Below are 10,933 nucleotides of genomic sequence, written 5' to 3'. Positions count from 1 at the left end.
TTTCAATACCCCGAATCATCTCATTTAATTCGGGGTATTGAAATTAATCTTCTAGTTCCATCTCTTCATCATCTTGCTCAAAATCTTCATCTATCAATTCATCAGAATTGTTGCTTAAACTATTGAGTCCGTCGATGCGTTTAGAACGAGCCGCTTTATGAGCAGCACGTCTATCTCGAATTTCATCCAGATTATTCAAGCCGTAAAGCTTACGGGCATAATTGATTAATTCTTTTAATGGTGTGTTGAAGTAATCCTTACGAAACTGAGAATTGTGTTTTTCCCAATCAAATTCTTGCGCGTTAAATCTGGACACTGCGGCTAATTCTCTTCCTGATTCTTCCCGCAATACTTCAATGACCATCAGGTGTACTTTTTCCTGATAAGTCTTGACTCGTTCTAAGGCAGGAATGTGCTTTGCAATTTTGTTTCTTGGTTTAGCAAGTTTGCGAACATTAACCATGAGAATCACTCCTTGATATTGTATTTTTCTCATAGAAACCGCATCGAAAGATGCCATCCGCTTCAGCTTATTTATAACAGTTTTGATTTAGATAGAGTACAAAATTGTCTGTATTTCTCTAAAAAAAAACCTGCATTATTTCAAATAACACAGGTTTTTTTGGCTAATTATTATGTTAACTGTTGGGGATCAGTTAGAAGTATCTACTCGTCTTCATCTTCGTCCTCGTCTAAGTCGTCATCTTCATCTAAATCTTCGTCGAGTTCATCGTCGTCCTCCTCATCTTCATCCAGGTCTTCATCAAGTTCGTCGTCTAAATCGTCAAGTTCTTCAAGTTCTTCCTCTTCTTGTTCTTGGAAAGAGTTGCGACGTTCCAGAGATGCGCGGTTAAACTCCACTAAATCCGCTATTGCTTGCTCAGGATCACTGCTGATAGTGTCGTATAGCATACTCATAAAGATTGCTACTACTTCTGGTGAATATTTGAGTGCATCCGGTTGTCCAAACAATTTAGTAAATAATTTGGTGTTCCACTTCTGCCAATCAAACTTTTTGTTACCACCTTTCTTTTTGACTTGGGCTGCAATATCAAGTCCGAGTTTTTCACGGGCTGCATGACCGATTTTGGTAGAAACACGGGAATCACGTAGTTGGAGTTTAACGCCGTATTCCTTGAAAATTAGGTTCCGCAGTTCCTTCAATAATGCTAACGCTTCTTGCTGTGGTGAAACATTTGCAACTTTTGATTTCGTGGCAGCAGTTGTGCTATTTGCTTTGACTGAGCCTCTACCATTAGCTGCATGACGAGTATTGTTGTTAGCACGAGTTTTGCTTATTCCTTCGGTGCGCTTCGCAATTGCCATTTCAGAAATTCCTTTCTTAAGTGAATTTTTCACTTCCTTGCCGCAATCGCGGCTTTCACATCCACTTCCCATTTCCTACTCATTGATTGAAATAAACCAGAATTTTGGTTGATTCTTCTTGTCATATATAGATGCAAGAGTATGGGGTAGTACTTATATATTTTTTTTGCATCAGTCGGTGTTTTCACAGTAATAAATATGCTAAATATTGTGATTACAAATGAAATTTAGCCATGAGGTTAGTGATCATTAACCTCATGGCTAAAGCATCAGTGATAAATTTGCTTTAAAACCGAAAAATAAGTTGTTCAAGTCAGAATTATGAAATTGTCAGACTGGCCGGCTCTGGCTGACCAAAATACTGGACTTGTAGCTTTGGAGTATCATACGCCTGACAGAATGCAGATATTACAGCAATTTTACCATTGGGGTGAGGAGCGGTCTTTGTCTGTTTTTGTCTGGAATCCTGGTTACTGTGGACTACAGCAATTAATTAAGTATCAAGAGCAGTATATTCTACAGCCAACTAACAGGGGTAAAAATGGAGATATTATTCAGTATCTTCTGGAGGAATATCAACCTGGTATTTATTTACTGGAAGGATTGCTAAATCAGGGTGATGGGAATAAAATTAGTAACAAACGTGCCTATCAACTACTTAATAGCTGTCATCAAGCTCTCTGGAATCAGCAACATCATTACTGGGTGTTATTGGAGACTTATGTTCAACTACCACTAGAATTACAGCCTTTTATTCCTGTATTATCTCACCCACTTCCAGACCAACAGCAAGTGCAGATGGTTGTGCAGCAGTTTTGTGATACCTGGGTTGAGCATAACAATTATCGCTATTCTTGGTTAGAGACAACAGAAAAAACCGCAGCGCTGCAATTGTTATTTCGCGCCTGTCAGGGTTTACCCATTGGCGAGATAAATATGCTACTACAGCAATGTCTCGGTTGTGCAGAGCAACTTGAGGAAATGGTGCAATTAGTGCTTGAGCATAAAGTTAACAAATTGCGGGGACGGGGTTTAGAGTATATTGCTCAACCTGATGTACCTTCAGCCGGGGGATTTGATTTACTGGAAAAAAGATGGGACACTATTACCTGTTTGCTGCAACCAAAAGCACAAGCATACAGTTTGAAGTTTCCTACGGGGATGCTGTTATGGGGTCCTCCGGGTACGGGTAAAAGTCTCTCTGCCAAGTTAGCCGCGCAGAAAATGGGATTACCACTGTTAGCTGCTAATTGGGGTGTATTATTGGGTAGTCCTGATCCCGACAGAGCATTAAAGGAATTTATTGCTTTGGTAACATCTTTGGCTCCTTGTGTACTTTACTGGGATGATTTTGATAAGGGATTTGCAGGTTGGGACTCTAATGCAGATGGTGGTGTAGCACGACGGTTATCAGCTGGTTTATTAACTTGGATGCAAGAGCATCAAGAGCCAGTTTATACCATCGCCACTGTTAACCGCTTAGAAATGTTACCTGCGGAATTAGTTCGCCGTTTTGATGATATCTTTTTTGTGGACTTACCCCATGAAGGGGCTAGATATGAAGTCTTCAATCTACATCTAGCCAAGTTTTTTCCAGCTTTTCGAGACTACAATTCACCTTGGAATGATGACCAATGGCGGAGATTGTTGGCTGAATATCGTATTTGCACTCCGGCAGAAATTGGTAATGCAGTCCGTCGTTGTGCTGAGGAAGCTTTTTACCAGGGTAGACCAGGGCAGGTTGAGTTTGAAGATTTGCTACAACAGCGACAAGAGTTTACACCAGCTATGGAGCGAGAGTCAGAACAAATCCAGGCTATTCGCAATCAGGCTATTTATGCTCAACCTGTGGCTAGTCAGGATGTTTCTCGCTTTGCTGCTCAACATCAAGAGTTGTTTGAATAATACAAACTAAATACCAAGTACAAAGCATCGCCTGTACAAACATTCAGTGACACATTTTGTTAATTCTCGTACTAAGTGGCAGAAAAGGCTGAGAGAAAACTTAGGGATTTAGCATAAATTCTGATAAATTGGACTAAGATTAAATAGCTAAATAGCAGTTAATCCTTTGTCATGAATCCCTACGCTATCCTTACTCAAACAGAATATCAGCGTGTTAGCGATCGCATGACCCGACCCCTACTAGAAAATTGCGAGACTGCCTCACATATTCTTATTTTAGTCTGGCCACAACTCGGTGATTTTGACAGTCTGGAATATGCTTGGTGGTTACAGCGCGAAGTAAAAAAATGGTCAGATGAAAAACTTGCTATTCGTGCAGTGGGAATTGGAAATCGCACCTCTGGAACAAAATTCTGTGAATATACAGGATTTCCGCCTGAGAATTTATTTGTTGAACCGAATGCAGAACTACATCGCCAACTCAATCTCTATTCAGGACTAAATCTTTCTCTCCCTGGACTTTCTGGGTCTGGGAAAGCTTGGCTAAATCTCATGTTAATGTGTGCAGGGCTTGGAAGTCCAGGAACCTTAAAAGAAGTTTTTCGAGGATACAAGGGAGACCGTCAAGCGCCTCAATTGATTGAAGATGATCAAATTATTCAAGGTACTCCTTTACCTGCTTTTCAAGGCTCATTTTTCCAACTAGCTGGCGGGAGTGGGTTTCAACGTCCCTTTGAGTTAGCTACTCTCCGGCTACGGAATATGGTGGAAGTTCTGAGCAATTGGCAAACTTATGTACCTAACTCTGCGTACTTAACTCAACGCGGTGGAACTTTTCTGTTTGATTCCACAGGTCAGTTACTTTACGAACATCGAGACCCAGGAATTTTGGGCTTTGCTGCTGAGATGAGTCAGCCCCTATCATTTTTATCCTTGATTGATTGAGGTATCTTGACAAATCCAAGCTCCCCAGTAAAAAGGATGCTGAAGGAGAGTATCTTCTTCCTGACAGTTAATTTTACCCTGTGGTGATAAATCCTTAACTCTCAACAATTCCTTTAATATTTCTATACCCAAGTTAGACCTTCTTAACTTGTTCACTGTAATATTGCGGATATAATTTTGAGCATTTTGTAACGCTTCTGTACGTTGCATCCCAGACTGCAAGTTATCAAAAAAACATTCCATCAATAATGCTGTGGCTTTATCAGGGACTTTCCACAAACTCATCACCAAAGTTTTTGTTCCAGCTACTGTAAAAGCGCGACGCAAGCCAAAGACACCTTCGCCAATTTTAATATCACCTCTAGCCGTATCACAGGCAGATAAAACTGTGAGTTCATTTGCCCATAAGTCCAAATTGGCGATATCTTGAGCAAAAACACAACCTTTACCCAGTTCTGGGGGTAGAATTCCTCCACTTAACCAAGTATTAGCACCTGCTAAGGCCAGTAAGGAACGCAGCATTGGGTTTTTAGCCTTCGATATGGAAAATATTGGTGTTTTCAACTCCTCATTTTGTCTGTGTGGTGGCAAGTTGGGTAAAAATAAGCCGTGAGTAGCAATGAGCATGATACTGGGACAGTTACTGCTTGTTAAATGGGTTGTCAGTGCATCTTTTCCTAGATATAAACGTGCATCTTTGAGTTTTTTGGAGATACTTTCAGCCAGAAGCTTTGTACCAGCAGCACGATGTAAAACTTCACCATTCAGAGTGTTGACAAATTGAATATTGGTGGGTTGTAGCTGTGTTCCTAGATTGCTGTCTTGCTGCGGCGTGATTTTATTAGTGGACTCAACAGCCAAATCGAAATCTGGATCTGCTATAATTAGGGGTACATCTGCAATCCGCGACGTTGCAACTTGCGATCGCATCGCTGTCTCCGAGGTGCTACCTGTAACTTGCTTATCACTAGTAATACGCGTAAGACATCGCATCAAATCCCGCCCCACGTTTAAATAAGAAATTGTATATTCATCCATTAGCAGGTTTTTACCCACCGCATCTAATGGTAATATTTGCAAAGGCAATAAGTTTAAGTTACCATCGACGGCAAATATCAGATGTTGATAATTTGTTACCAATGGCTGGATAGGCTGAAATAGCAGTTGACTTAGTTGAATAGCTACCGTTGGGTTGTATGTTTTGATTTGCAACTTGGGTATAGCCTGAGATTTTGCTAATCCCCATCCCAGTGTTTGTTGAGTAGAGTCAGAAGCTAGGGATGGGTTATGCTCTAGGATGGCTGCTCGCAATTCCTCAATTAAGTTATCAATAACTTCCGCTTCACCTAAATCTATCATCTGCACTGCATCCGGCTGTCCAGAAGGCAAAATAAACGCTAGATACCGAGGAGGATACCATTGTTGTTCTCCTTTTGCTGGTACTGCGTGAAAATTAAACACATCGAAGCGGACAAATTCAATTAAAATTGATTTAGTTGGTAATGTCTGAGCAATCGCACAACAATCTGCGGTTTGTGCAGCCAGTTGAATTTCTGGTACTTGAGATGCTAAATATTTTTGTAAATGATCATAGTCATCCGATAATTGGCTGAGATGACTTTGATATGCTGTAAAATCGCTATTGTCCGGTACAGAGAAAGTTAAATTGATTAACTGGGTATTTAAATCACAAAGTTGACGAAATTGGGTTTGGAGATGAGGATAGCGATCGCTACATAAAGCTTCATTTTGGGCTGATAGACAAGCAGCCGTCAACCCCTTGCGTTTCAGGACAAAATTTAATGCTTCTCGCCTTGCCTCTGCGTTTTCCCACAGATGCTGATAGACTAGAGAAAGAAACAAATCAAAATTAAGCCGCAATTTATCAATTAAAGCTAATCGGTCACTTTCTGAACTGAAGGCAAACACCCTAGAAATTAATTTATCATTGATATAACTAGCTTCTACTCGATAAGATAAAGATTCTGTCCAGGAATTAGTAGCAGTTAATACAGTAGCTAAATGATTCAGGCTATTCGCTACATCAGGATGTTCTTCTCCCAATAAGCTTTTTCTCATATCCAAAGCAGTCAAATAATTTTGTTTAGCTTCCTCATAGCGTCCTAAAGAAAAGTATGTTTCGGCTAAATTATTCAAACTGTAGGCAATTTGGGGATGATTTTCTGGAAATAAAAGCCTTCTATTTTTTAATACCTCTAAATGTATGGCTTCGGCTGCTAAATATTGTCCTTGATAACTATAAATAGTAGCTAAATTACTCATAGCAGTTGCTACTTGTGGATGTTCAATACCAAACAAATTTTTGGTAATAGCTAAACCCTGTAAAAATAATGATTCAGCTTGAGGATATTGCGATTGATTAGTGTATAATACTGCTAAATTGTTGAGAGTAGCGGCGATATCAGGATGTTCATCACCTAACAGCTTCTTCCTCATCCTTAAAGCTTGGAAATAAACAGATTCAGCTTGAGAATATCGCCCTTGTAAGCGATAAACTTCGGCAATATCATTGAGAGTAGCGGCGATATCAGGATGTTCATCACCTAACAGCTTCTTCCTCAGCTTCAAAACTTCTAAATACAGTTGTTCGGCTTCCGAATATCGACCTTGTTTTTGATAAAGAGTTGCTAAGTTATTTAAATGATTTGCTATATCAGGATGTTCTTGGTTTGGCGAAGATTCCCCCATATTTAAAACTTCTAAATATAGTTGTTCAGCTTCGGTATAACGCCCCATATCTATATATAATACAGCTAAATTATTCAAACTATTTTCTATGTCAGGATGTTGGTTTTCTAACAATTTCCTTCTCATTACCAACGCTGATAAATACTTCTCTTCTGCTTCCCAATAGCGTCCTTGCAAGAGATAAATTTCTCCTAAATTATTCAAACTACTGGCTATATCAGGATGTTCACCAGCAAATAAAACTTTTCTCATCTCCCAAACGGTTAGATGTAATTGTTCAGCTTTTAAATAAAGTCCTTGATCTTTATAATTTTCAGCAATATTATTTAATGTAGTAGCAATATAAGGATGATTTTCTCCTGGTAATGGTTGTAAAATTGCCAAAACTTGTAAATAATTATCTTCTGCTTGAGAATATAATCCTTGTGAATTATATAATGCGGCTAAATTATTGAAGCTGACGGCTACATCAAGATGTTCGTTACCATACAACTTTTGTATTATCTCTAAAGCTGATAAATGAGTTTTTTCAGCTTCCTGATAACGTCCTTGAAATTCATATATGGACGCTAAATTATTCAAAGTTCGCCATATATCAGGATGTTCAGATTCAAGTGATGATTTTTGGATTTTTAATACTTCTATATAAATATTTTCAGCTTCTAAATAGCGACCTTGGGCTTGGTATATGGCTGCAATATTATTTAAACCAGTAGCTACTTGCAGATGTTCATTACCAAGTAAGCATTTCCAGAGATTTAAAGCCTTAACAAAATTTTGCTCGGCTGCGAAAAAATCACCTTGATTAAAATAAAACGCACCTAAATTATTTAATGATTGTGCAACATCAAGATGTTCTTCTCCCCATAACCTAATTCTGGTTTTTAAGACTTCCTGATATAAAGGTTCCGCTTCGGAATAACGTCCTTGCCTCCGATATAATTCAGCTAGATTATTCAAACTATCAGAAAAAATTGAATGTTCGGTAACTTTGTGAGTTTGGCATAATTTTACAGATTTTAAAGCAGTTAAAACAGCTTGTTTTAAATCGCCTTGATTAACTAAATCGATAACTTGAGAATTGATATGGTTTATATAATCTAGTATTTTTGTCATTTGTTTTTTATGAATTAGAATATAAATGATCCAGCACTTTGCAAGTCAATGAAGTAGAAATTTTAATATCATAAATCTTGTAGGGTGGGCATCTTGCCCGCTCTTTTGTAGTTTAACCAAATGAAATATGCTGTAATTTCCGGCATATTAAAATAATTATCCTCGGCTACATTAAGTTTATTCTGTCACCATATATTCTGTATATAAAACTTTGTATTCTTTATTGTTATTTACATAATCTAGTAATTCGCTTAAATGACTGTTTGTCAATTCTAAAGGCTCATCACTAGCTTGAGGTAGCCAGTAATAAGAAAGCATGGTTGGAGTAATTAATGCTAAAATTTCTTCTTTACCTGGAATTCCTTCAATGGGGAAACAGGTAATTTCTGATTCCTCTTGAGGTAAACAGGTTTTACCAGTGTTTAAATGTGGTTGAGGGGCAAAACACGAGGGACAAAAACACCATATCTTCCCAGATGTGTCCCGTTGTAGCAGCAGTAAATAGCCAGAAATTTCAAAATTGACTTCGACACGAATATAACTACCTATCTGCACAGATTTTTCATAAATGCTGTTTGTCGGCCAACCCCAAGCTAAAGTTTGTTCTTCGACTACAACTAATCCCATTTTTTCAGTAATCGTACCAAATGTTTGCAATTGTTCCCAAAGTTGGTCTACAGATGTAACGATATCCTGCCAGTTTAATCCCAAGAACCTGCAAATCTCTTCAAAATTGGTACGATAAATAGGCTTTCTTTTAAAAAAGTTATTAACTGTTGATGCAGCCAACTCTAACTCTAAAGCTAAAGCTTTTTTAGTATAATTTCGTCGTTCCAATGCCAGTTTTGCCTTTTGGATGCCTGTAACTGTTGCCATAATAGAACGGTTTGTGTCTGTCATAGTCTAAATCATAACGCTTTTTATGTTACTCATATCCGAAATTAGATACTTATGTCAACAAGATTTATAGCCAATACAGTTCAGTTCAGCCTAAAATTCAGCAACTCATTCCTCAACTCATCACTATTGTTGATTTACTCATCACTCAACTCATATACGCACCTGAGAACATGGAATTAAGGAGTTGAAAAGACACAAACTCATGATTAAACAGCAATGTCAATCACTGGTTAATTGTCTGAAAAATCCTTTTTTCCACCCTTAACTATTAGCTGCATTATGCCTACCGTTTACATCACCGAACCAGGCACATTACTCAAAGTTCAAGGCAAAAGCTTACATATTTGGCAACAGCAGGAACTTCGACTCAGATTATCCCTTTCCCAAATTAGCCAAATTATCATTCTCACACACACTCACATTGCCCCCAAAACCGTCAAATTTCTACTATCACAAGAAATTTCTACCTTGTTTCTCACTTCTCAAGGAGAATATATCGGCAGATTAGAAAACGATACTAACTATACCCCCCAATACTTAGCCAAACAAGTTCAACGTTCCCACGATAAGGAATTTATCCGCGCCACTGCGGAAAGTTGCTTGTGGGCGCAACTGCATAACCAACTGATTCTGCTCAAATATCTCACACCTTGCCATATCAACTCTCGTTTACAAATGGCGGAAAACTTTCTCACCCTCTTAATGGATGACTTAGCCACAGCCCATTCTCTGAAAGAACTACGGGAATATGCCACTAGTGCAGGCAGCTTTTATTATCCCGCCTTTGCCTTTCTTCTCCCTCACCAATTTAAGTTTCAACGTCGTAGCAGCTGCAAAGCCAACCCTATCAACTTGCTTTTTAATCTAGGTTACGCCCTCCTACACCAACAAATTCACTGTTTCCTCAAGTCTGCGGGCTTACATCCCGACTGGGCTAACTTGTACAAAGAAAGCAACATCAACTCTCCTTTAGCTTACGATTTGATGGCAGAATTTCGCGCCTTGTTGGTTGATGAATTGGTAGCCAATTTACTTAACTCGCGCATCATCACTTTAAAACATTTTACGCTTCCTGATCCTCAAGGCAATGTAGAATTACATATCCATGCTTTGAAATTGTTCCTGCAACATTGGGAAGAAAAGTTAACAACTATCGTCAACCATCCCCGCGCAGGTGAAGTTACATATCGTCAATGTTTACAACTACAAGTGCAAGAATATATCGCTTTCTTGCTGGGTGATGTAGAACATTATCGTCCTATGTTGATTTCCCACCCAGCCAGTCAAACCCAAATCAACATTACTGAGGAATTAGCACCCATTCCATTAATGATGGTGAAACGGTAATGTTTTACCTTGTCTGCTATGACATTGTAAATAATAGTCGTCGTCAGAAAATTTCTTTACTCCTGGAGGCTTACGGACTGCGGGTACAAAAATCAGTGTTTGAGTGCGTTTTGGACGAAAAACAATACAAAAACCTTTCCCAACGCCTACTGAAACTTGTCAATAAACGAGAAGACCAAGTTCGTTTTTATCCTCTTTCAGCTAATACCCGGACTAAAGTTGCAGTTCTAGGAACTCAAGCAAAGTTAGCAATTGATGATGCGGCTTTCATTGTCTAAATTCACTGAAATTTATCTATGGGTGGGTAAAACCTGCCCTTTCTGAACTTCTTGTTTTATCAAGCAATTCAGTTTCATCTTGTCTTGACATCAAAAGCCCAGCAACAGTTTGATAAGTTATCACTCCAAGACCGCAAGCAATATGATAAAGCATTCCAAACCCTCTTTGAATTTGGACCTTCTTACAGAAGTTTAAGAACCCATAGGTATAGATATAAAGGAGGTGATATTTGGGGTTCTTCTGCATCTATGGCTAAAAGATTCTATTGGCAATATTTGGAGGAAAGAACGATTTTAGTTACTGGTTTAAGTTCCCATTAATTTTTGCATCCTGTTTCTCTATTTTGGGGCTTGTACACACAATTCGGGAAATTCTCTTTTGTGTCATAAGACCCCACCCCTAACCC

General features: G+C 38.7%; 8 protein-coding genes. 4 read left to right on the top strand and 4 right to left on the bottom strand.

Features of this window, described 5'->3' with window-relative positions; translation table 11 throughout:
• Positions 1-43 precede the first annotated feature (43 nt).
• Both AACX33_RS02625 and AACX33_RS02620 read right to left on the bottom strand, forming a co-directional pair.
• Positions 44-496, bottom strand: coding sequence for a hypothetical protein (locus tag AACX33_RS02625; RefSeq protein WP_339406010.1), 453 nt, complete (start codon positions 494-496; stop codon positions 44-46).
• Between the two features lie 170 nt (positions 497-666).
• Positions 667-1,326, bottom strand: coding sequence for a primosomal protein (locus AACX33_RS02620; protein WP_227789417.1), 660 nt, complete (start codon positions 1,324-1,326; stop codon positions 667-669).
• A gap of 321 nt (positions 1,327-1,647) precedes the next feature.
• Here AACX33_RS02620 and AACX33_RS02615 point away from each other — a divergent pair, with 321 nt between their 5' ends.
• Positions 1,648-3,231 carry an AAA family ATPase gene (locus tag AACX33_RS02615; protein WP_227789416.1) on the top strand — a complete coding sequence of 528 codons (1,584 nt, stop codon included), beginning with the start codon at positions 1,648-1,650 and terminating at the stop codon, positions 3,229-3,231.
• A gap of 171 nt (positions 3,232-3,402) precedes the next feature.
• Positions 3,403-4,176 (top strand): peroxiredoxin-like family protein, encoded by a 774-nt coding sequence (locus AACX33_RS02610; RefSeq protein WP_227789415.1) that lies wholly within the window; start codon positions 3,403-3,405, stop codon positions 4,174-4,176.
• On the opposite strand, the gene AACX33_RS02605 is transcribed toward AACX33_RS02610, so the two are convergent.
• Together AACX33_RS02605 and AACX33_RS02600 are read right to left on the bottom strand one after the other, a co-directional pair.
• Positions 4,159-8,001 carry a tetratricopeptide repeat protein gene (locus AACX33_RS02605; RefSeq protein ID WP_227789414.1) on the bottom strand — a complete coding sequence of 1,281 codons (3,843 nt, stop codon included), beginning with the start codon at positions 7,999-8,001 and terminating at the stop codon, positions 4,159-4,161. The genes AACX33_RS02610 and AACX33_RS02605 overlap by 18 nt on opposite strands.
• A 177-nt stretch (positions 8,002-8,178) precedes the next feature.
• Complete coding sequence (locus AACX33_RS02600) at positions 8,179-8,901, bottom strand: DUF4384 domain-containing protein (protein WP_227789413.1); 723 nt, start codon at positions 8,899-8,901, stop codon at positions 8,179-8,181.
• 279 nt (positions 8,902-9,180) lie between these two features.
• On the opposite strand from AACX33_RS02600, the gene cas1 reads away from it, so the two are divergent.
• Positions 9,181-10,248, top strand: coding sequence for a CRISPR-associated endonuclease Cas1 (gene cas1, locus AACX33_RS02595; protein WP_227789412.1), 1,068 nt, complete (start codon positions 9,181-9,183; stop codon positions 10,246-10,248).
• The gene (gene cas2, locus AACX33_RS02590; RefSeq protein WP_227789411.1) at positions 10,248-10,526 is read left to right on the top strand and encodes a CRISPR-associated endonuclease Cas2; all 279 of its coding nucleotides are present in this window, start codon (positions 10,248-10,250) and stop codon (positions 10,524-10,526) included. Before cas1 ends, cas2 begins: the two co-directional genes overlap by 1 nt.
• Positions 10,527-10,933: the final 407 nt, after the last annotated feature.

This window comes from Nodularia sp. LEGE 04288, assembly GCF_963896525.1.
GTDB lineage: Bacteria > Cyanobacteriota > Cyanobacteriia > Cyanobacteriales > Nostocaceae > Nodularia.
The sequence above is the reverse complement of the archived record's forward strand: the minus strand, read 5'-3'. Positions and strand labels throughout refer to the sequence as shown.